Source organism: Xanthomonas sp. NCPPB 3218, assembly GCF_056725185.1.
The window spans coordinates 4,894,744-4,915,228 of record NZ_CM161516.1 but is presented as its reverse complement, the minus strand read 5'-3'; the positions used below and the strand labels follow the sequence as shown (position 1 = coordinate 4,915,228).

At 62.9% G+C, this 20,485-nt stretch carries 16 protein-coding genes; 8 read left to right on the top strand and 8 right to left on the bottom strand.

Features of this window, described 5'->3' with window-relative positions; translation table 11 throughout:
- Positions 1–96 precede the first annotated feature (96 nt).
- The 3 genes from AC1PLS_RS20645 (at position 97) to AC1PLS_RS20635 (ending at position 5,043) form a co-directional block, all read left to right on the top strand.
- On the top strand, positions 97–1,071 hold the full coding sequence (locus tag AC1PLS_RS20645) for a hypothetical protein (protein WP_481104012.1): 975 nt from the start codon (positions 97–99) through the stop codon (positions 1,069–1,071).
- Positions 1,071–3,737 carry a glycerol-3-phosphate 1-O-acyltransferase PlsB gene (plsB, locus tag AC1PLS_RS20640; protein ID WP_481104011.1) on the top strand — a complete coding sequence of 889 codons (2,667 nt, stop codon included), beginning with the start codon at positions 1,071–1,073 and terminating at the stop codon, positions 3,735–3,737. The genes AC1PLS_RS20645 and plsB overlap by 1 nt, the downstream gene beginning before the upstream one ends.
- Positions 3,738–4,062: 325 nt before the next feature.
- Positions 4,063–5,043, top strand: a complete 981-nt coding sequence (locus AC1PLS_RS20635) for a zinc-binding dehydrogenase (RefSeq protein WP_481104010.1) — start codon at positions 4,063–4,065, stop codon at positions 5,041–5,043.
- A 416-nt stretch (positions 5,044–5,459) separates the two neighbouring features.
- Here AC1PLS_RS20635 and AC1PLS_RS20630 read toward each other — a convergent pair whose 3' ends face one another.
- The gene (locus AC1PLS_RS20630; RefSeq protein ID WP_039513143.1) at positions 5,460–5,663 is read right to left on the bottom strand and encodes a YdcH family protein; all 204 of its coding nucleotides are present in this window, start codon (positions 5,661–5,663) and stop codon (positions 5,460–5,462) included.
- Between the two features lie 156 nt (positions 5,664–5,819).
- On the opposite strand from AC1PLS_RS20630, the gene AC1PLS_RS20625 reads away from it, so the two are divergent.
- Entirely contained in the window at positions 5,820–6,392 is a 573-nt protein-coding gene (locus AC1PLS_RS20625; protein WP_104555616.1) for a hypothetical protein, read from the top strand.
- An 18-nt stretch (positions 6,393–6,410) separates the two neighbouring features.
- Complete coding sequence (locus AC1PLS_RS20620) at positions 6,411–7,151, top strand: toll/interleukin-1 receptor domain-containing protein (RefSeq protein WP_481104009.1); 741 nt, start codon at positions 6,411–6,413, stop codon at positions 7,149–7,151.
- Positions 7,152–7,425: 274 nt separating this feature from the next.
- On the opposite strand, the gene AC1PLS_RS20615 is transcribed toward AC1PLS_RS20620, so the two are convergent.
- From AC1PLS_RS20615 to AC1PLS_RS20605, 3 genes are all read right to left on the bottom strand, one after another.
- Positions 7,426–9,234 carry an XVIPCD domain-containing protein gene (locus AC1PLS_RS20615; protein WP_481104008.1) on the bottom strand — a complete coding sequence of 603 codons (1,809 nt, stop codon included), beginning with the start codon at positions 9,232–9,234 and terminating at the stop codon, positions 7,426–7,428.
- A 5-nt stretch (positions 9,235–9,239) separates the two neighbouring features.
- A complete protein-coding gene (locus AC1PLS_RS20610) occupies positions 9,240–9,851 on the bottom strand; it encodes a hypothetical protein (RefSeq protein ID WP_481104007.1) in 612 nt (203 codons plus the stop codon).
- A gap of 158 nt (positions 9,852–10,009) precedes the next feature.
- Positions 10,010–10,267 carry an XAC0095 family protein gene (locus AC1PLS_RS20605; RefSeq protein WP_104555688.1) on the bottom strand — a complete coding sequence of 86 codons (258 nt, stop codon included), beginning with the start codon at positions 10,265–10,267 and terminating at the stop codon, positions 10,010–10,012.
- A gap of 518 nt (positions 10,268–10,785) precedes the next feature.
- Here AC1PLS_RS20605 and AC1PLS_RS20600 point away from each other — a divergent pair.
- Complete coding sequence (locus AC1PLS_RS20600) at positions 10,786–11,139, top strand: ribonuclease E inhibitor RraB (protein WP_104571171.1); 354 nt, start codon at positions 10,786–10,788, stop codon at positions 11,137–11,139.
- Between the two features lie 67 nt (positions 11,140–11,206).
- Here the strand turns inward: AC1PLS_RS20600 and AC1PLS_RS20595 are convergent, their stop codons facing one another.
- The 4 genes from AC1PLS_RS20595 to AC1PLS_RS20580 all read right to left on the bottom strand — a co-directional run bounded on the left by AC1PLS_RS20595 (position 11,207) and on the right by AC1PLS_RS20580 (position 17,667).
- Positions 11,207–11,740, bottom strand: coding sequence for a lipocalin family protein (locus tag AC1PLS_RS20595; RefSeq protein ID WP_104596771.1), 534 nt, complete (start codon positions 11,738–11,740; stop codon positions 11,207–11,209).
- A gap of 326 nt (positions 11,741–12,066) precedes the next feature.
- Complete coding sequence (locus AC1PLS_RS20590) at positions 12,067–13,101, bottom strand: glycoside hydrolase family 43 protein (protein WP_481104006.1); 1,035 nt, start codon at positions 13,099–13,101, stop codon at positions 12,067–12,069.
- A gap of 36 nt (positions 13,102–13,137) precedes the next feature.
- A complete protein-coding gene (locus AC1PLS_RS20585; RefSeq protein ID WP_184435117.1) occupies positions 13,138–14,625 on the bottom strand; it encodes an MFS transporter in 1,488 nt (495 codons plus the stop codon).
- A gap of 99 nt (positions 14,626–14,724) precedes the next feature.
- Positions 14,725–17,667, bottom strand: coding sequence for a TonB-dependent receptor (locus tag AC1PLS_RS20580; protein WP_167709955.1), 2,943 nt, complete (start codon positions 17,665–17,667; stop codon positions 14,725–14,727).
- Positions 17,668–17,949: 282 nt separating this feature from the next.
- Between AC1PLS_RS20580 and AC1PLS_RS20575 the strand changes: the two genes are divergently transcribed.
- Together AC1PLS_RS20575 and AC1PLS_RS20570 are read left to right on the top strand one after the other, a co-directional pair.
- Positions 17,950–19,458, top strand: coding sequence for an MFS transporter (locus AC1PLS_RS20575; RefSeq protein ID WP_439655027.1), 1,509 nt, complete (start codon positions 17,950–17,952; stop codon positions 19,456–19,458).
- Positions 19,459–19,468: 10 nt separating this feature from the next.
- Entirely contained in the window at positions 19,469–20,455 is a 987-nt protein-coding gene (locus tag AC1PLS_RS20570; RefSeq protein WP_481104005.1) for an endo-1,4-beta-xylanase, read from the top strand.
- The last annotated feature ends 30 nt before the right edge of the window (positions 20,456–20,485 follow it).

The window sequence follows — 20,485 nt, the reverse complement described above, 5'->3', positions numbered from 1 at the left end:
TTCCGTACCGTACCCGGGCGCACGGTTGTCGCGCGCCTTGCCGCCAGTGCGTTCAGACAGCAAGATGCGCCGATCGATCAGGGGAACAGCGTGCGCATGTCGCCATTTACCGTCCGCGCCGGCCGGTTCCAGTCCATCGCGTGGGTGCTGCTGGCAGCGCTGTGCCTGGGCAGCTGCCAGCGCGCCGACAAGACCGCCGCCTTGCCGGGCGCCAGCGCCGAGCCAGCCGCAGCGATGCAGTCGATGACCCTGCCCTTGCGACGCAACGACCTGGTCGCCTATGCGCGGATCCGGGTCACACCTGCGCAATACACCCAGCTGGAGGCGGCCTGGCGCAGCGGCGCCAGCCGTTGGCCGCTGACCGAGCTACCGCTGCCCAACGAGGTCGGCAGCCTGCTCGGCACTTTGTCGGCCCCCGGCGCCGAGCGCCAGCTGCAGCAGGCCTTCGATGCACAGCTGGCCGGCCAGTCGCAGGGCATCCGCCAGGCCGCGCAGTCGCTGGGCCAGTTCGGCGTGCAATACCTGCGCAGCCGCAGCGACTACCAGCCCGAGCAGCGCGCCCATTACGTGCAGCTGGTCGATGCCCTGAGCGCCTGGGCGGCCACCGCGCCGCTGGCCGATCGCGCGCGCGCCAAGGCCAGCATCGCCGACCTGGTGACCGCCGCCCGCGCCACCGGCATCGGCTCGGACGCCGATCTGCAGCGCTTGGGGATGGAAGAGAGCCTGCGCCGGCTCGGGCCGTTCTGGGCCGCGGCCAAGCAGGTGCTGGAGCGTTACGGCCTGTCGCTGGACAGCAGCCTGGATGCGCTGCGCACCGGCTTGATCAGGCAGGACGGCGACCGCGCCCAGGTGCGGCTGCGCTATCCGCTGGCCGCGCACGACATCGACCTGAGCATCGGCCTGATCAAGCGCGACGGCCACTGGTACCAGCAGCAGACCCAGGACGAGGTGCAGGCGCTGCTCGGCGCTGCGCCGGCGGCGCCCGCACCCGACGCCGCTGCAACGCCTGACACCCCGGCGGCCGCGCCCGCCACGCCCGCCGCCACCGGGCAACGCCCGGCTGGGCGATAATGACCGTGATGCCAGAACAGAATCCCCTGCCGTTCCCGGACGGCCAGCCCGTCCCGCCCAGCGCTGCTGCCGATCTCGGTGCCACGGCCGCCGCCTTGCCGACCGCCGTTCCGGTTCCGCCGGACGCTGCGCCGTCGATCGCGCCCGCCGTCGCCGCTGCCCGCAGCGCCAAACGCCCGTGGTGGGCGCGCCTGCTCGGCCGCCTGGCCGACCCCTGGCTGAGCCTGACCATCGAACCGGATCAGCCGAGCCGCTACGACGACGGCACGCCGGTGGTCTACGTGCTGGAGGACTACGGCCTGTCCAGCGCGCTGATCCTGGACAAGGCCTGCCGCGAGGCCGGGCTGCCCTCGCCACTGGTGCCGCTGCCGGGCGACCCGCTGCAGCGCAAGCGCGCCTACCTGGCGCTGTCGCGGCGCAGCAGCAGCAATTCGCTGATCCCCGAGCAGCGCGGCGGCAAGACCCATTCGGATTCGCTGGCCAAGCTGCTGCAGGCGCATCGCGTGCGCGCCGACCTGGACGTGCATCTGGTGCCGGTGTCGATCTTCGTCGGCCGCGCGCCGGACAAGCAGAGCGGCTGGTTTGCGGTGCTGTTCTCGGAAAACTGGGCGCTGGTCGGCCGCTTCCGGCGCCTGCTGGCGGTGCTGCTCAACGGCCGCACCACCATCGTGCGCTTCGCTCCGCCGATCTCGCTGCGCCAGACCATGGCCGAGGGCCTGCCGCCCGAGCGCACCCTGCGCAAGCTGCAGCGCGTGTTGCGCACGCATTTCCGCCGCATCCGCGAGGCGGTGATCGGGCCGGACCTGTCCACCCGCCGCCTGCTGGTGGACCAGGTGCTGGCCGCCGATTCGGTACGCGAAGCCATCGCCACCCAGGCCAAGCGCGACAACTCCAAGCCGGTCGATGCCTGGCGCAAGGCGCATGCCTACGCCTGGGAAATCGCCGCCGACTATTCCAGCCCGGTGGTGCGCTCGGCCAGCTTCCTGCTCACCCACGTGTGGAACCGCATCTACGCCGGTGTGCTGGTGCATCACCTGGACAAGCTCAAGCAGGCCGCGCCCGGGCACGAGGTGGTCTATGTGCCCAGCCACCGCAGCCACATGGATTACCTGCTGCTGAGCTACCTGCTGTACGAACGCGGCATCGTGCCGCCGCACATCGTGGCCGGCATCAACCTCAACCTGCCGGTGGTCGGCACGCTGCTGCGCAAGGGCGGCGCGTTCTTCATCCGCCGCTCGATCAAGGGCAATGCGCTGTATTCGGCGGTGCTCAGCGAGTACGTCGCCCAGCTAGTGGCCGGCGGTTACTCGATCGAATACTTCGTCGAAGGCGGGCGCTCGCGCACCGGGCGCCTGCTGCAGCCCAAGGGCGGCATGATCGCGATGACGCTGCGCGCCTACCTGCGCCAGCCGCGCAAGCCGGTGCTGTTCCAGCCGGTCTACATCGGCTACGAAAAGCTGATGGAAGGCAACAGCTACCTTGACGAGCTCACCGGCCGGCCCAAGGAGAAGGAATCCATCTGGGGCCTGCTGTGGTCCATTCCCAAGGTGCTCAAGCAGAACTACGGCCAGGTGGTGGTGAACTTCGGCGAGCCGATCGCGCTCAACGACGTGCTGGCCAAGCACGCGCCCGACTGGGACGGCCAACCGCTGCCCGACGACGAAAAGCCCACCTGGCTGGCACCGGCGGTGGACACGCTGTCCACCCAGATCCAGACCCGCATCAACTGCGCCGCCGACGTCAATCCGATCAACCTGCTGGCGCTGGCGCTGCTGTCCACGCCCAAGCACGCGATGGGCGAGGCCGACCTGATCGCGCAGATCGAGCTGTGCAAGAAGCTGCTGGCGGAGATGCCGTATTCGGACCGTGTCACCGTCACCCCGCACACCCCGGCGCGCATCATCACCCACGCCGAAGAGATCAACGTGCTCACGCGCGTGTCGCATCCGCTGGGCGATGTGCTGAGCGTCAGCGGCGACACTGCGGTGTTGCTGAGCTACTTCCGCAACAACGTGCTGCACCTGTTCACCGCCTCCTCGTGGGTGGCGTGCTGCTTCCAGAACAACCGCCGCATGAGCCGTGCCGGTCTGTTGCGCCTGGGGCGCACCGTGTACCCGTTCCTGCAGGCGGAGTTGTTCCTGCCGTGGAGCGAGGACCGCTTTGCCGAGCGTATCGAGCAGACCATCGACATGTTCGTGCGCGAAGGCCTGCTGCTCAACGTCACCGATGACGATGGCGGCATCCTTACCCGCAATACCGGGCAGACCGACGAGGTGTTCCGCCTGCGTGCGATCGGCCATTCGCTGCAGCAGGCCTTCGAGCGCTATTACATCGCCATCTCGGTGCTGGTGAAGAACGGCCCCGGCGTGCTCGGTGCCGGTGAACTGGAAAGCCTGTGCCAGCAGGCCGCGCAACGCCTGAGCCTGTTGTATGCCCCGGCCGCCCCGGAGTTCTTCGACAAGACCCTGTTCCGCAGCTTCATCCAGAAACTGCGCGAGCTGCGCCTGGTGTGGCCGGACGAGAACAGCAAGCTGCTGTTCGACGAGCGCCTGGATGCCTGGGCCAAGGACGCCAAGTTCATCCTTGGCCGCGAATTGCGCCATACCATCGAGCGGGTCAGCCCCGAGGCGGTCAAGCCGGACGTGGTGCTGCCGCCGGTCGAGTAAGGCGGCACTACAAACGCCAGCGTCTCCCTGCGGTAGGTGATGCCGGGCAATGGCAGCGCACCCGCAGGAAAGCGCAGATGCGCACCATGCTTCCCTTCTCCCACCGGGAGAAGGTGCCCGAAGGGCGGATGCGGGTCGGTCAGCACGCGACCCCCGGCGCTGTAGTAGGCCAGAGTCACACCAGGCGTCCTCCACCAACGCGCGCAACTTCACACAACAGTTCCGTTCGTTTCATCCGCCTCTTGCAGCCGTGCCGATAGCATCGCGCCACCTTTCATCACGATCGGGTGCGTTGGATCACTGGCGTGCCCGACAGGAGACTTCCATGCGCGCAGCCATCCACACCCAATTCGGCGACCCGGCCAAGGTGCTCGAACTCGGTCAACGGCCTACTCCGCAGCCCGGCAAGGGCCAGGTGCGCATCGCCATGCGTCGCTCGCCCATCCACAACCACGACCTGTGGACGGTGCGCGGCAATTACGGCTACAAGCCGGAGCTTCCCGCAATCGGCGGCAGCGAGGCGGCCGGCGTGATCGACGCCCTCGGCGAAGGCGTCCAGGGCCTGCAGACCGGCCAGCGCGTGGTCGCCGCCGGCGTGCACGAGAGCTGGGCGGAGTTTTTCCTGGCCGACGCGTCCGGCGTGGTGCCGCTGCCCGACGCGCTGGACGACGACCGCGGTTGCCAGTTGATCGCCATGCCGCTGAGCGCGCTGATGCTGATCGAGTTCCTGCAGGTCGAAAAGGGTGACTGGATTGTGCAGAACACCGCCAATGGTGCGGTCGGCAAGACCGTCGCCATGCTCGCCGCCGCGCGCGGCATCAACGTGGTCAATCTGGTGCGCCGCAACGCCGGCGTGGACGAGCTGCAGGCCCTGGGCATTGGCAACGCGGTCTCCACCGCCCGGGAGGGCTGGCAGGACAGCGTGCGCGCGCTGGTCGGCGAGGCGCCGATCGTGCGCGCAATCGACTCTGTCGCCGGCAGCGCGGCCGGCGACCTGATGGGGCTGCTTGCCGAGGGCGGCGAGCTGATCTCGTTCGGCTCGATGACCGGCGAGCCGCTGCAGATTTCCAGCGGCGATGTGATCTTCAAGCAGGCCAGCGTGCGCGGCTTCTGGGGCAGCAAGGTCATGGCCGCCACCAAGCCCGAGGACAAGCGCCGCATGATCGGCGAACTGCTCAAGGCCGCCGTCGATGGCAGCCTGGCTCTGCCGGTGGAAGCGGTATTCGATCTGGAAGATGCAGCCAAGGCGGCCGCGGCAAGCGCCGAACCGGGCCGCCGTGGCAAGATCCTGCTGCGCGCAGGCTGAGGACGGCGGCCCGGGTCGTCTTACGACAGTCGGCGCCTGACGCGCAAAAGCGGTGAGGCGCTTGCACGTCCGCTGACGCGAACAAGCGCCCGGATCCGTTGCCCAGATCGGCCGAAGAGATCGACAATTCTCCAAGACCGGTATATCAAGCCCCTCTCCCCTCGGGGCGAAGCCGCACCGCTTGCGCGCCACTGGCGCGCGTGCCTTGGAGCGCCCGCGTCGCAAGACGTGGGCTGGGGCGCGCAGCGGGATTGGGGTGAGGGTGTGGCCCAAGCGACCAACGCGACACGCCTCAGCTCGAGCCGGCGCCATGCGGACAAACCCCTGCCTGCGTCACCAACTGACTCAACTGCCTGTCACCGCGACCTTGATATCCACTGCCGCAAAGCAGACCCAGGCGGCCGCACGCACCAACCTCACGCCGGCTCGTCAGGCACCAGCTCCATTTCCAGCCGCGTGATGCAGTCCTTGAGATGCAGCTTGCGCTTCTTCAGGCGCTTCATCTGCAACTCGTCCTCCATGTTGGCGGGCACGCGCTGGATCTCCTCGTCCAACGCGCGGTGGGCGCGTCGCAACTCGGCGATCTGCTCGGCGATCTCGGCGGGTGAGAGAGTTTCCACGGCTCCGAGCATACACAACCACGGGCCGGCCGCGTCACCCGTGCTTGCCAAGCCGTCCGGGGCTGCGACAATGCCTGCGCGCCGTTGGGGAAACGGCGGCGCGCCTGATCCCATCATTGCCGCGCGGCCATGGCCGTCGAGAAAGGAGTCTTTACGATGCGTTTGCGTTCTTCCCTGCTGGCCCTGAGCCTGCTCACCGCCGCCAACCTGGCCAGCGCCGCCGACGTCGCCAAGTACGACGGCTTTTTGTGCTGCAACCTGCGCACCGACGGCAGCTGGATCAGCGACAGCAACTACGCCGAAGACGGCAAGCGAATGCTTCCCGTAGGCACCCCGGTCAGCGTCACCGGCTTCGGCCGCAACCGCGTCAACCTCAAGATCGCCGGCGAAAAGCAGTCCATCGGCAACGATTACAGCCGCGACCTGGACAACACCGCCTTCGCCGCCCGCTATGTCGTCACCGCCGACCCCAAGCTCAAGCTGGCCACCTTCCCGCCCAAGATCCGCCAGGCCATCAATGACGGCAAGCTCACCGGCGGCATGACCCGCGAACAGGTGCTGATGGCGGTCGGCTACCCGATCAGCAGCGAAAACCCGAATCTGGACGCCTCGCTGTGGCGCTACTGGCGCGACAGCTTCTCCGAGTACCAGGTGCAGTTCGGCCCTAGCGGCAAGCTGGTCAAGGTGACGGCCGATCCGCAGTTGATGAATTTGATTTGGGTGCAGTGAAATTTTGGGGAAAACCTAATGGCGATACCAAAAGCATTTATATCTTATTCGCACGACTCACAGGATCACAAGAAGTGGGTATTGGATTTTGCAGTTAGGCTTCGAAATAATGGAATAGATGCAATGCTTGATCAATGGGACTTGAAGCCCGGCGATGACTTGCCTCTATTCATGGAGCGGGGCATGAATTCTGCCGATCGCGTGCTAATGGTTTGTACGGATAATTATGTTGGCAAGGCAAATTCCGGAGTGGGAGGCGTCGGCTACGAGAGAATGATTGTCACAGCTGATTTGTTAAAAAAAATAGACTCTAACAAAGTAATACCATTGATACGCCAGAATGGAACTCATGAAGTCCCTGTTTTCCTTCAGTCAAAGTTTTTTTTGGACTTCTCACGACCTGATCAATTTGAGTTTTCATTCGATGAGCTAATTCGCACATTGCACAATTCCCCGCTATTCGAAAAGCCACAAGTTTCCAGTAATCCCTTTGTCTCTGCCTCTCAGACCCCACCTAATCGCGTTGGTGATGGCGTTCTGCAGGTGATTAGGTGCGTTGTAAATATCTTTGAAAAGCAGACATGGGATCATGTCAGTTATTCAGAGCTCATTGCAAAAGCAAAGATGTCGAGAATCATGTTTGACATTTATGTCGATCAAGCTAGATCACAGGGTTTATTAACTCAGGATAGTGATAAGGACGTCATTTTGACGGCTAAGGGAAAGGTTTATGCTATTCAGCATGGACTAATCTCTTAACGCCTAGTGACCAAAGCTACTAATCGGAATAAATGAGTGGAATTGGCGAGCTAAATGTATTTTAGTTCAACTGCCTCCTGAGAGATCTGCAGCCCGTGGGTGAGGTGAGAGGAAGGCAAAGGTGTGAGCTACGCAGGCTCTGGCCAAGTAGCTGGCATTGTGCAGTTATCAACCAGTATGCTGAGATGAGGCGCGTCCTTGGTTCAACTGACGTATCAATCTGGTGTCTAGTGACTTATCCCGCAGCAGGCGTGGAAACCCACGACCAGATTATTCAAATTGACCGAGCTTGTGTTGATTGTGTCTGTATACGATCTTGCTGTTGAGCCTGCATAACCTCCTGCGCCTTTGTCTGCTGGACTACTTCCACCTGTGCCATACGCTGATCGACAGGAACAGAGAGCGCTTCTTGCGTCGGCATGTGCGCTCGATGCGCAGCGGGATCTGGGGACTGGTGGCCCTCTCGCCACATGTGCAGAATTTCGCCGCCAGCCATTTTTTCGGTTGGCGAATTAAATGCAAATTTCAGATCGTCTTTTGCTGTAAAGCCCTTTTCTGCAGCCATCAGCATCAGACTTGCGCTTAGGCGGTCGCTATTCTCATCCCATGATTTCCCTGCTTGTTGATCAAGTCCGCGAACGCCACTACGGATCTTCTCCAATAGCTCATCGTCTGGTCTCCCTGTCTTGTAGGGAACGTTGAGTGCTGGCTGTTGAGGGTCGATGTCGGGAGTCGGGCTGATGTGCTGGTGCGATCCTTTTGTGTGTTGCAAGAGCCCGCGGGTTGGCGGATTGCTGCTGGTGTCCCAATAGATCTGCGGTGTTGCGGTGGTACCTGGGGGCAGCGTGATTCCGTTATGTTCTAAAAGCTCTTCTTTGAAGCGCAAGCGTTGCATATCGAGCTGCATTTGCGGAGCAACCCCACCCACTGGATGCGCATACGCCCTGTCGAATGCAATCGCTCGACTGACAGCGCCGGCCCCATAGTAGTTGGGGTAGTCCGAGTCACCGTGGAATCCAATGCCTGTTGTCTGATTTTGCGGAAGTCCTGGCGTGCCTCTGGGCTGTTTGTCGAAGTAGTAAGTCGCTTGTGCAGATACATTCTGAGGCGTCATGGGCAGTGAGCCGTCCTGATTGAACGTAATCCCTGGCCGCGCTTGTGTCTGCGTCCTGTTGCTCGGATTGGCTTCAACAAAGTCATCCACACGGCCGTTTCCGAGACGTCTCATTGCATTCAAATCGACGGCTGGATTGATTTGCCGCTCCCGATCAATCAATGCGTTCCAACCTGAAATCTGAGCTTTGGCCTCATCGTCGCGCGCACTTTTAACTAGATTCTCCACGGGGATCGTGTAATCGTTGACCGGATTATTATCTTTTGCAATCGCTTTCACTGCGGCATCAAATTGCTTGTATGAGTTGGCCATGCTTACTTGATTGAAGGCATGCTGCGTCTCATGACCAAGAACAAATGTTAGATCAGTAGCGTTGGATTTATTGAACTGACTCTGGGCTTGCCCGACCGTAGCTGGTGGAATGCTCATGGTTTTACTGGTCGGGTTGAACGTCCCCCCTGCAATCGTGCCACTAAGAGGAGCGAAATTTTCCAGCAGCATGCGTTTTTGGGGGTCGCTACTGTCAATGGTCGTAACAGCTCGCTTCATCTCGTTCGCCAGCGTCGGCGAACTGTTGATTGTTGCCTGCAGGTTGGTGACCATATCTTGCGTTACAGGCTGGCTTTGTTGGTTTGCATCCATATACGAACTATTTGCGAAACGCATACCCATCTCTTGCAGCCGGAGCGAACCGCGCAAGCTCGCCGTCGGTGCGGATCCTGGATCAAGCGCCGGGAGAGTGACGATTCCGGATGCCTTATCGTAGGAACCTGTCAGCGGTTCGGAACCGCCAACGCCTGGCTCGAATCCTTTCAGATGACCCCTGGCAGCTTCTTGATTGAGCCTCTGTGTAAGGTCTGGATCGGCCGCAACCGTTGCGCGTAGCTGCGCTTCCTGATCGGGAGTTACATCCGGTCGATTTGCAAATCGAGTCAAAGCGGATTGCAGTTGAGCGTTTGGAACGGCCATGACCATTACTCCTCAATCTTGTGAAGACTGATTGACTTAACGCAGCTGACACTTGCTTGTTGAGGTTCAGGAGAGGCTGGGTGCCATGGATTGATCTGGGCACGTATATTTTTGCGTGAGTACTGAAAAGACAGAATCCATCCAGATTCGTTATAGAGTCCTAGTTCGGCTTTGAACCCAGCATCTTTTAATGCTCTGTCATATTGCTCGAAGGCTAGCTCGCAAGGAGGAGTGGTTGAAAGAGGAATGCTACTCGGTGGTAAAAGTTCCAAAGTGACATTGGAGTACTGCGTAAATTTCTTGTCGAAGTTATACGTGATGCCGTATCCTGAATAAGGAGCTGGTTGATCGAGCGTATAAAAACCAGAATTTTCACTTGCACTCTTGGTGAATGGAACTTCTAGATACTTCTCAAGAAGTAATGGCGATAATTCATCAAAACTTTCGACATTTTCTATTAAAGAGAAGAGACGGTCCAGCAGGGCTTGGGGTGTCAGCTCAGTGTGTGTGGTCATGTCTCTTCCTCGAGGTTCTTCAGCCGAAGGTTTGGCAGTTGCACAAGACGTTGCCAAGCAGATGAGCACTACGACTATCGATAAATTCGCCTTGGATTTCACTTCGCATGCTCCTTTCGTTTGCCAAGTGCACCGCTTAAAAATTTTGTTGCTTGACGATGTTCAACTACTGCCAATTTCTTATAGCTTGTAGAAGCAGCAATAGGTGGCCGAGATCAGGGCCGCAGCGATTACTACTGTTGATTCGAGTCAAGCGCATGCTATGACGAAGCACGTCGCTTTGTCATATCGACAGGCACCGTGGTCTGCAATAGTACATCGTCCAACTGCTCCGCCAGCATATCGAAGCAAAACGCCAACGCATCCATTGGTATGGGAGGTTCATTGATGCCTGAGGTGTTTGACACGTAGCGGGGGCGTGCGAGCGCAGCCAGAAAGCGCAAATGATCGCGCGTTTGCAGCAACCGAAGCTGCGCGTTTTCCGGCAGCAGGTAATACCCGAACAGAGACTGCTCCATGCTCAACTCTCCGGACAGGCTCCCGCCGCACGGTGCGGCGGGATGCCGGGAGGTTAGCAACCGCAAACAGACGGCGGGCTTATTTCCCTTGCGGGTGTTGTATTCGCCGCCCTCCCGGCGTGGAGACGCCGAGCATATACCCGAACATCAGGCACAAAAAACCACCGCTTGACGGGGGTGGTGCCGCTGTTTGCGGAGTTGCTACGCTCCGTGAAGGAGTGTGCTACCGATGCATGGGGGAGTCAAGATGCGGGCCTGGAATCCTCGTGCTCTTTGGATTATCAATGTCGTGTCGCAAAGGTATAGTTATTAATATCCACGCATTTCACATCGGAGGTCTAAATGGGAGGCTCGAATACGCCAGCTGATAAAGCGGAAATGACGTAATTGCAAAGCAATCGTGGGCTCGAGAAGCATTCCGACACGATTCAATTTCAGGCCGCAGTTAATGACCGGCTTCACAAGCCCGGCGCTAGAATTCTCTCTCTGCCAACCGGCCGCCAAAGACCGAAGCTCACATGCAACGACATCCGGACCTGTATCCCAACGACGATAATGGCGACACCCTCTGGCACATTGCCCAGCAAGGCGTGGACCTGTCGAAGCCGCGCGAGATTGCGTTCTCCGTGGTCTTCCCCACGAAGGAGTCGGCCTTGGAGTTCTCGGTGATGCTGCTGCGCTTCGAGCAAAAGGTGCGTTGCTGCCACTATCCGGAAAACACCGCGTTTCCGATGGACGTGACGGTGTATCCGACCATGGTGCCGTCGTACAAGGCGATTTCGGCGTTCGAGGAAGAGCTGGCCGTGGAGGCCAAGCCCCTGGGTGGCCTGAATGACGGCTGGGAGTTTTCCGTGGATGACAAGGACGCCTGACGCAGCCCGTGTGCGAGAGCCGGCGATGCAGTCACTGCATCGCTGAGCTCGTTGCACCCTTACCGCGTCACCGCTGTGACTGCGGTACGCGGCGCAGCTTTGACACGTCATAGCCCATGGCGGCGATGCGTTGGACAGCCTGCTGATAGTCGGCATCGGAGACCTGCGGAGTACGCGCCATGTACCAGACGTAATCGCGCTTGCTGCGCGCCACGATGGTCTGCGCATACGCTGAATCCCGCCAGGCGATCACGTACTCGGCCTTGAACGGCCAGAAGAACTGCATGCTCCATAGCGCACCATTGCCTTCCTTCGCCACCTGGCCGATCGGATGCATGGACTTGAGCGGTGCCTGGAAGCTGCCCTTGCGGTAGGTGAAGGTGGTCTGGATGCGGCCGTCCGGCCGCAGCGCATAGCGCTCCACGGCATCGTAGGCCTTGCGCTCGGGCCGGGTGGGAATGTGCGCGATGACGTACCAGTCGCCCATGAAGCGCGGCACGTCGACGCTGTCTGCGCGGGGCAGGGCGGCACGCGACTCGCTTCCACTGGCACTCCCGTAGACCGCTAGCGTCAGCAACAACAGCATTGAACCACCTCGCATGGCAACCTCCACCAGAAAGAACCCGTAGATAGGCCTACGGCGTTACTGTGCGTCCGGATGCAAGCCCATGCGATGCAGTTCCGGACTGAGTGCTGGCGTGGTGTGCCAGCGGCACGACCGTAACGCTCGACATGTCATGGCGGTGTTGAAGCGCCAGGCCGACGCCTTGCGCATGCCAGGAAACGCGCGATCACGGAGCGGTGAGCGCCGGGTCGACGATCAGCCGCAACGAGGATAAAGACGCGCTTTGAAAGCGCAGCGGTGGCAGGACGTGTCGTTCAGCGCCGGCGGTCGAGCCATGACGCGCTGATAGTCCCCGACTGCATTCACCAGGGCGATACCGCGTCTTCCCCATATGGATGAATCGTCGCGATCCTTCCATCCGCGTCGTGTTCCAGCGGTGCCATCTTGATGCTGCGCAGATGCGTCTGCCCGCCCGACAGCACGGCGTCGTGATAGAACAGGTACCACTGGCCGTTGAACAGGCAGATGGAGTGATGCGTGGTCCAGCCGACCACCGGTGCGAGCAGCACGCCCTGGTAGGCGAATGGCCCGTACGGAGTATCGCTGGTGGCGTAGCAGATGCGGTGGGTGTCGCCGGTGGAGTAGGACAGGTAATAGCGGCCGGCATGGTGGTGGACCCAGGGGCCTTCGAAGAAGCGGCGGGCGTGGTCGCCGGCGCGTAGCGGGGTGCCGTGTTCGTCGAGGATGACGATCTCGCGGGTGGGTTCGGCCAGTTGCGTCATGTCCTCGCGCAGGCGGGCGACACGCGGGCCGAGTGCGGGCGCGTCGTCGCCCGGTTCCTGATGGTCCGGCGCATAGACGTTGTCGCGGTAGTGCTGCAGTTGGCCGCCCCAGATGCCGCCGAAATACAGGTAATGCGCGCCGTCGTGGTCGGCAAATACCGCCGGGTCGATCGAGTAGGTGCCGGCGATGGGCTCGGGTTCTGCGACGAACGGGCCTTGCGGGCCATCGCCGACCGCCACGCCGATCTGGAAGAGGCCGTCGGCCCGCTTGGCGGGAAAATACAGATAGGTCTTGCCGTCGCGCTGCGCGGCATCCGGTGCCCACATCTGGCGCTGCGCCCAGGGCACGTCGCGCACGTGCAGCACTTGCCCCAGGTCTTCCACCGGTGCACCGGGATGGGCCATGCGGAAGACGTGGTAGTCGGCCATGTCGAAGTGCGAGCCGTCGTCGCTGAAGGCAACGCCGGCATCGATGTCGTGCGAGGGGTAGATGTACAAGGCGCCGTCGAACACGTGCGCGGAAGGGTCGGCGGTATAGAGGTGGGTGACCAGCGGTGCGGAAATGGCGGTGCGCGCCAGCGCCTGCAGTGCAGCGGTGTGCAGTTCATCGGACATGCGCGTACCTGTGCATGAGGTGGGAGGAAGAGGGCGTCAACTGGTGGCGAGCGCGGCGCTGCGTCGGCGCAGGCCCAGCTCGTGTTCGATGCGGGTTTCCAGCGGCTTGTCGATCTCGTACAGCGCCAGCAACGCGGTACCGAGCAGGAACGGGATGGACGCATACACGCTGATGGCCAGGCGAATGCCGTTTGTCACCGCATCGCTTTGCAGCGGCAGGGCGGCATCGTAGCCATAGAACGCCAGGATGCCGGCGACCAGCGCGCCGCCGACGCTCAGGCCGATCTTCAGGCCGCACAACATCGCCGAGAAAATGATCGCGGTAGCGCGGCGGTGGTTCTTCCATTCCGAGTAGTCGGCCACGTCGGCGATCATCGCCCACAGCAGCGGGATGGTGATGCCGTAGAAGAAGCCGTGCAGCACGTAGGAGGCGAACACCCAGGCGATCGCAGTCGGTGGATACACGTAGAACGCCAGCAGGAACAGCGTGGAGATCAGCAGCGCGCCGCCGAACACGTTGCGCTTGCCGTAGCGATCGGCCAGCCGCTTGGAGAAGCCGATGCCCACGATCATCGCCAGGATGCCGCCGGCGCTGAACACGCTGAAGGCCGAGGTGGGTGCGTCCTGCGGCCATTGCAGCGCGCTCAGGCCGGCGCCGGTGAGCATGCTGTTGATTGCAGCGATGAAGCGGTTGAAGCCGGCGTTGTCGAGGAACAGCGTCAATGCGTTCGCGTCGAGGGTGTACTTGAAGTAGTAGATGTACATCCCGCCCTTCATGGCGAGATTGATGAAGACCAGGATGGTCAGCGACAGCATCACCAGCCAGGGTTTGTTGCGGACCAGATCGGTGAGGTCCTGGCGCACGCTGCTGCGTTGTTCGCTGATCGGCAGCACGCGCTCGCGGGTGGTGAAGAAGGTGATCAGAAAGCACAGCGTGCCGACGGCGGCGAACAGCGCCATGGTGTTGCGAAAGCCCTGCGCCTTGTCGCCATTGCCCAGGATCAGCACCAGCGGCAACAGCAGCACCTGGATGATGAACTGTGCAAACGTCACCGCCAGGAAGCGGTACGCCGACAGGCTATTGCGCTGCTCCATGCTGCCGGTGAGCACGCCGCTCAATGCCGAGTACGGCAGGTTGTTGGCCACGTACACCAGCATCAGCAGCGTGTAGGTGGCGAAGGCGTAGGCGATCTTGCCCTGCTCGCCGAGTGCGGGTGTGTTGAACGCGGCCAGCGACAAGGCACCGAACGGCAATGCCGTCCACAGGATCCACGGGCGGAACTTGCCCCAGCGCGTGCGGGTGCGGTCGGCCAGGATGCCGATGATGGGCGTGAACACGAACGCGCCGAGCATGCCCACCACGAAGATCAGGGTGGCGGCCACACTCGCCGGGATGCGGAACACATCGGTATAGAAGAACGCCAGAAACGTCACCAGGGTCTGGAAGATCAGATTGGCGGCCAGGTCGCCCAGGCTGTAGCCGATCTTTTCGCGCAAGGAGAGCTGTTGTGAGCGATCGTTCATGAGGTGGGGCGGGGCTCAGGGAGTGCTGCGGAAAACGCCGCGGCGCGCGCCAGGCTGCCGGTCGCGATGGGAGGTGATCGCGACCGGCAAACACAGCACTCAAAAGGTACCGCGGATGCCGAGCATGACCGTGCGCCCGGGCTCGTACAGATCGTAGGTGGCGTTGGGCCAGGCGTAGGTGGTGCGCAGCGGCTCGTCGGTGAGGTTGGTGACGTTGAGGGTGATCTGCGGCTTGGACGGTAGCGATTCCAGCGTGTAGCTGGCAGACAGATCCAGCTGCCCGCGCGCATCGGCGTTGAGGCGCGCGTAGGGAATGCCGTTCTGGTTGGCGCCGGAGATCACCATGTCGTCGTTCCAGGTGTAGGACAGGCGCACCGAGGCGGCGTCCTTTTCCCAGTACACGGTGCCGTTCCACAGGTTGGGTGCGACGCCGACCGCCACTGCCGGAATGCCTTCGCCTTCGGAGGATTGGGTGACATGGGTGTAGTTCACGCTGAAGCCCAGGCCGTCGACCAGCCGGTCCAGCGGCTGCACCCAGATCGCCTCGGTGCCGCGGATGTTGAGCACGCCGTCGGCGTTGACCTGGGTCTGGACATCCACGGTGGCCGCATTCGGGCCGCCGCGCTGGTCCAGGCCGGCCTGCTGGATCGGCAGCAGGCTGTCGTAGGGCACGCCCAGGTCGTTGAAGGGGATACGCCGCACGCCGTTGACGGTGAAGCCGCTGATGCGCTTGTTGAACAACGTCAGGCCCACATAGCCTTCGCCGCCGGTGTACCACTCGCCACCGAAATCCACGTTGGTGGACAGGTACGGCGCCAGGTTCGGATTGCCCTGGGTTGCGGTCTGCGCGGAGGGGTCGCTGAAGTTGGTGTTGGGCAACATCGCGCTGGGGTCGGGGCGGGTGAGCGTGCGCGAGCTGGATAGCCGCAGCACCACGTTGTCGGCCACGTCCCAGGCGGCGTTGAACGAGGGCAGGGTCTCCTTGTAGTCCGAATCCAGCACCTGGACGCGGCGAATGCCGTTGATGGTGACCGGGCCGGTGATGGTCTGGTCGGTGGTCACGTAGCGCACGCCGGCATTGAAGCGCAGCGTGCGGTTCCACACTTCGGTTTCCGCGTTGGTTTCGATGTAGAAGCCCAGGTTCTTTTCGCGGATGCCGCCGGCCGAGGCGCCGGTATTGGCGGAGTTGGTCTCCGGCGCGGAATCGCGCAGCGCGTAGTAATTGGTGTCGCCCAGGAAGCGGTTGAAATCGGCGGTGATGAAGCCATCCGGGCCGGGGCGCAGATAGCCGGCCAGCGCCGCGTTCGGGATTGCCGAGCCAGGGCCGCCGTTGCAGACATTGCCACCGCCACCGCGGCAGACCACCTGCTCCCAGGCGATGCTGTTGTCGAAGCCGCGGATGGTGCGCTCGGCCTGGTCGTAGGCGGCGCCGATCTTGATGTTGCGCTTGTCTTCGCCGAACTGCAGGTCGGCGCGTGCGCCCCGGGTTTCGGTCACGCGTTTTTCGTTCTGGATATTGACCCGGCCGCCGTTCCAGCCCCAGCCCAGATTGGGGTCGTTGAGATCGAGCGGGCTGCTGATCGAGGGGCGGTCGCCGCCTTCGTTGCGGTAATCGACGGTGGTGAACGGCGAGGTGACCAGGATGCTGGGCGACTCGCGCTCCAGCCAGCTGCGCGTGGCATTGGCCTGCACGTTGAGCTTGATGTCCTGGTTCTCGCCGAACAACAGCTCGGCACCCGGATTGACGCTCCAGAACTTGACCTCTTCCCGGTACGGGCGCGCTTCCAGGAAGTACTGCGCATTGGCAAACGTGGCGCTGGTGACCACGTTGTTCTGGTCCAGCTGCATGCCCAGCGGGATCATGTTGCCGTTGCGGCCGATCAGATTCATGCTGATCCGCTCGGTGGTGCGCTTGGCTTCCGAATACAGCGTGTCCAGGTAGAAATGCATGCTGTCGGACGGGCGCCATTCCAGCGACATCACCGAGGCATCGCGGTCGCGATCGCCATTCATGTAGACGCTGCGGCCCAGCCGCGGAATCAGCGCGTCGCTGATCTGGTCGATGCTCAGGCCCGGGTTGCGCGCCAGCAGCCAGGCCGCATCGATGGTCTCGCCGGTGGTCAGGCCGCTGCCGGCGGTGGCCGGCACGCGGTCGGGAATGCGCCAGTTGCCGCCGCCATTGACGTTGCACGCGGCCGGTTGATTGGTGGCCGGGGTGCCGGCAGGCGGGGTGAGCCCGCACTGGGTGTAGGTGAGGCCGGGGTTGGTCCAGCCCACGCTTTCGAAGCCGCGCACGCCCAGCTTGCTGCGCACCGATGCCACGCCCAGCAATGCGCCGAAGGTGCCTTGCTCGTTGGTCCAGCTGCCCATGAAGGCGCCGCGCGGGGTGGTCTTTTCGCTGGTGCTGTTCCAGTCCGCCTGGGCCTGATAGGTGAAGTGCACGCCGGGGCGATCGAACGGACGCGCGCTGCGCATGTCCACCACGCCGGAGACGCCGCCTTCGAGCATGCTGGCGGTGGGCGTCTTGCTGACCGTGAGCTGGGTGAAGAACTCGGTGGGAAACAGGTTCAGATCGACTTCGCGGTTCTGGTTCTGCGCGTTCAGGCCGATCGAGGCGGTGGCAATGCTGGCGCCGTTGAGCGTGGTCTTGGTGAAGCTGGTGCCCAGGCCGCGGATGGCGATGTTGAGGCCCTCGCCATTGACGTCGCGCGAGAGCTGCACGCCGGGGATGCGGTTGAGCGACTCGGCGATGTTCATGTCCGGGAACTTACCGATGTCCTCGGCGAACACGGTGTCGGCAAAGCCCACCGAGTCGCGCTTTGCATCGGTGGAAAACTGGATGCTGCGCCGGTAGCCGGAGACGGTGACGGTGTCGAGCTGGGTCACCGCATCGCCGCTGGCAGCGGCGGCCGTGGGCGGTTGTGCGGTGGCGGCAGCGCTGTCGGCGTCGCTGGACTGCGCCCAGGCGGTGGTACTGGTCATGCCCAGCAGGATGGACCCCAACGCGCAGGACAACGCGGTTTGTGCGTAGCTGTTCTTCACCGTAATCCCTTCCCTAACAGGTGAGCAGATGTCCCACGCATCGCCCCTGCGCAGGGAGTGCCGCTGCCGGTAGCGGCGCGGCGATGGTGCGATGGGGGAGACGGGCGATCAGCGGTGGCCGATGTTAGCGCTACCAAATTCAGAACATCACGCTGCAGGGCAGCATAGGCGACGGAAGGCATCGTGGCGGCTGCGACAGTGGCGCTGATCGGATTGGTGCCGGCTGCATATGGCGCGCTGGCGTGTTGCACTGCGCGATGGTTTTTGCCCGGCAGCGTGGTAATGGTAGCGCTATCACCCGTGGCGCAAGGCCACCTTCGTGCAGGTGCAGTGCTCGATGAATCGAACCGAAGAACGCGGCAACCAGAGGCCGGGCCACACGCGACATGTGGCAGCGCATTGCAGTGGCCGTTGCGCGACTGCCTATCGCAGGCTGGGTCCAGCAGCGCTATGGCGCCCGCGCGCATGAGCGAGTTGCCGCAAGCGGCTGCACCTGCCGGCACGCTGGCGCGCCTGGGCCGCATGCGTTGGCGCGTCTGCGCACTGCTGCTTGCCGCCACCACCATCAACTATGTCGACCGCCAGGTGCTCGGCGTGCTGGCGCCGTTTCTGCAGACGCAGATCGGCTGGAACGAGATCCAGTATGGCTATATCGTCACCGCGTTCCAGGCCGCCTACGCGCTGGGCCTGTTGTGCAGCGGTGCGGTGATCGACCGCTTCGGCACGCGCGTAGGTTACGCGCTGGCGATCGGCATCTGGAGCCTGGCGGCGATGGGGCATGCGCTGGCCACCAGCGTGGTGGGCTTTGCGATTGCGCGCTTCTTCCTGGGGCTGGGCGAGTCCGGCAACTTCCCCGCTGCGCTGAAGACGGTGGCCGAGTGGTTCCCGCGTCGCGAGCGCGCACTGGCCACCGGCATCTTCAATTCCGGCTCCAACATCGGTGCGATCGTCGCGCCGTTGCTGGTGCCGCTGATCGCCACCGCCTGGGGCTGGCAGGCGGCATTCCTGTTCACCGGCGTGCTCAGCGCCACCTGGCTGCTGGTGTGGTGGCTCAGCTATCACCCGCCCGAGCAGCAACCCGGCCTGTCGGCGGCAGAGCTGGCGCATATCCGCAGCGATGCGCACGAGCCAGTGCAACGGCGGCTGTCGTGGTTGCAGGTGCTGCGGCACCGGCAGGCCTGGGCGTTCGTGCTGGGCAAGTTCATCACCGACCCGATCTGGTGGTTCTTCCTGTTCTGGCTGCCCAAGTTCCTGCATGCCGAATACGGATTGAGTCTGTTGCAACTGGGCGCGCCGTTGATCGTGATCTTCGTGCTGGCCGATATCGGCAGCATTGCCGGCGGCTGGGTCGCCGGGCGCTTCATCGCGCGCGGCTGGAGCGTCAACCGTGCGCGCAAGAGCGCAATGCTGATCTGCGCGATCTCGGTGGTGCCGATCGTGTTCGCCGCACGCGCGGACAATCTATGGGTGGCGGTTGGTTTGATCGGTTTGGCCACTGCCGCGCATCAGGGGTGGTCGGCCAATCTGTTCACGCTGCCATCGGACATGTTTCCACGCCACGCGGTCGCCACCGTGGTCGGCATCGGCGGCTTTGCCGGCGCGGTCGGTGGCATGCTGATCGCCACCTTCATCGGTTTCCTGCTGCAGGCCACCGGCAGTTATGTGCCGGTGTTTCTGATGGCAGGCTCGGCGTATCTGCTGGCGCTGGCGGTGGTGCACATGCTGGTGCCACGCTTGGCGCCGGCGCAGCTGCCGGCAGATGCCGCACCGACAGCCAACGCATCTTCCTGAGGGGATCATCATGCAATTACGCACACTGGCAATCGGGTTGTTGTTGGCGGCGAACGTCGCAACGCTTGCGCAGGCCGCACCGCTGGCTTCCGGCGCGCCCAAGTTCCTGGGCAGCGCCTACAGTCCGCAACAGTCCCCGGGATTTGCGCAGTACTGGAACAAGCTCACGCCGGAAAACAGTGGCAAGTGGGGCAGCGTGGAAGCGGTGCGCGACCAGATGGACTGGAGCGGGCTGGATACTGCTTACCGGCTGGCCAAGGCCAACGGCATGCCGTTTCAGATGCATGTGATGGTGTGGGGCAATCAGCAGCCGGAGTGGATCAAGTCGCTGCGGCCGGCCGAGCAGCGCCGCGAGATCGAGCAGTGGTTTGCCGCGGTGGCGCAGCGCTATCCGGAGATCGACCTGCTGGAAGTGGTCAACGAGCCGCTCAACGATCCGCCCAGCAAGGACGACATCGGCGGCGGCAATTATCTGCAGGCGCTCGGCGGCAACGGCGCCAGCGGCTGGGAATGGGTGTTGCAGTCGTTCCGGCTGGCGCGCCAGCACTTTCCGCGTGCGCGGCTGATGATCAACGACTACAGCATCACCAACAGCCCCCAGGCCACGCAGAAGTATCTGCAGATCGTGCAGTTGCTGCAGCGCGAGCAACTGGTCGATGCGATCGGCGTGCAGGAGCATGCCTTCGAAAGCACCCCAAATGTGGCGATGTCGGTGCATCGCGACAATCTCGATGCACTGGCCGCGACCGGCTTGCCGATCTACATCACCGAGTTCGACCTGGACGGGCCCACCGATGCGCAGCAGCTGGCCGCCTACCAACGCGTGTTCCCGGTGTTCTGGGAGCACCCCGGCGTGCGCGGCATCACGCTGTGGGGCTTTCGTTCCGGGCTGTGGCGCGACAAGGAAGCGGCCTATTTGATTCGCGCCGATGGCACCGAGCGGCCGGCGCTGACCTGGCTGCGCGATTACGTTGCCAGCCACGGTGCGGCGCGGTGATCCCGGTGCCCTGCCTTTCTCCTGTCCGTT

Excerpts from the sequence above, each read along its gene's own strand:
- AC1PLS_RS20645 (WP_481104012.1), top strand. The coding sequence starts at position 97 with ATGTCGCCATTTACCGTCCGCGCCGGCCGGTTCCAGTCCATCGCGTGG.
- plsB (WP_481104011.1), top strand. The coding sequence starts at position 1,071 with ATGACCGTGATGCCAGAACAGAATCCCCTGCCGTTCCCGGACGGCCAG.
- AC1PLS_RS20635 (WP_481104010.1), top strand. The coding sequence starts at position 4,063 with ATGCGCGCAGCCATCCACACCCAATTCGGCGACCCGGCCAAGGTGCTC.
- AC1PLS_RS20625 (WP_104555616.1), top strand. The coding sequence starts at position 5,820 with ATGCGTTTGCGTTCTTCCCTGCTGGCCCTGAGCCTGCTCACCGCCGCC.
- AC1PLS_RS20620 (WP_481104009.1), top strand. The coding sequence starts at position 6,411 with ATGGCGATACCAAAAGCATTTATATCTTATTCGCACGACTCACAGGAT.
- AC1PLS_RS20615 (WP_481104008.1), bottom strand. The coding sequence starts at position 9,234 with ATGGCCGTTCCAAACGCTCAACTGCAATCCGCTTTGACTCGATTTGCA.
- AC1PLS_RS20605 (WP_104555688.1), bottom strand. The coding sequence starts at position 10,267 with ATGGAGCAGTCTCTGTTCGGGTATTACCTGCTGCCGGAAAACGCGCAG.
- AC1PLS_RS20600 (WP_104571171.1), top strand. The coding sequence starts at position 10,786 with ATGCAACGACATCCGGACCTGTATCCCAACGACGATAATGGCGACACC.
- AC1PLS_RS20595 (WP_104596771.1), bottom strand. The coding sequence starts at position 11,740 with ATGCGAGGTGGTTCAATGCTGTTGTTGCTGACGCTAGCGGTCTACGGG.
- AC1PLS_RS20590 (WP_481104006.1), bottom strand. The coding sequence starts at position 13,101 with ATGTCCGATGAACTGCACACCGCTGCACTGCAGGCGCTGGCGCGCACC.
- AC1PLS_RS20585 (WP_184435117.1), bottom strand. The coding sequence starts at position 14,625 with ATGAACGATCGCTCACAACAGCTCTCCTTGCGCGAAAAGATCGGCTAC.
- AC1PLS_RS20575 (WP_439655027.1), top strand. The coding sequence starts at position 17,950 with ATGGTAGCGCTATCACCCGTGGCGCAAGGCCACCTTCGTGCAGGTGCA.
- AC1PLS_RS20570 (WP_481104005.1), top strand. The coding sequence starts at position 19,469 with ATGCAATTACGCACACTGGCAATCGGGTTGTTGTTGGCGGCGAACGTC.